Here is a 279-nt window from a genome sequence, read left to right as displayed (position 1 = left end):
TCAACAAACCAATGATATTTTAGCCAATTTAAATAACTCCCGTTTTTTGCACTTAAGAAATTCGTATTTTCACCATCTCCATCTAATACATACACATGAAATCCTTTATTTAAAATATATTGATGCAAATCACCTTGCAGCTTACGACAAATGAAATATACTTGAGCACCTTTATTTCGCAATTCTTGGGCCAGTGTTAAACAACGCATAATATGACCGGTACCTATTTCAATAGATGCGTCGGCGCGAAAGGCAATTTTTTTCTCAAGCAAGATACTC

1 pseudogene is annotated in these 279 nt (G+C 34.4%); it reads right to left on the bottom strand.

Going from position 1 to position 279, the window contains the following annotated elements:
* A pseudogene (locus tag MR170_RS31540) lies at window positions 1–272 on the bottom strand (UDP-2,4-diacetamido-2,4,6-trideoxy-beta-L-altropyranose hydrolase); the annotation flags it as partial.
* Window positions 273–279: the final 7 nt, after the last annotated feature.

The sequence above is a fragment of the Bacillus cereus group sp. BfR-BA-01524 genome (assembly GCF_022662595.1).
Lineage (GTDB): Bacteria > Bacillota > Bacilli > Bacillales > Bacillaceae_G > Bacillus_A > Bacillus_A thuringiensis_S.
Note: the sequence above shows the minus strand (reverse complement) of the source record. Positions and strands in the feature narration are given on the sequence as shown.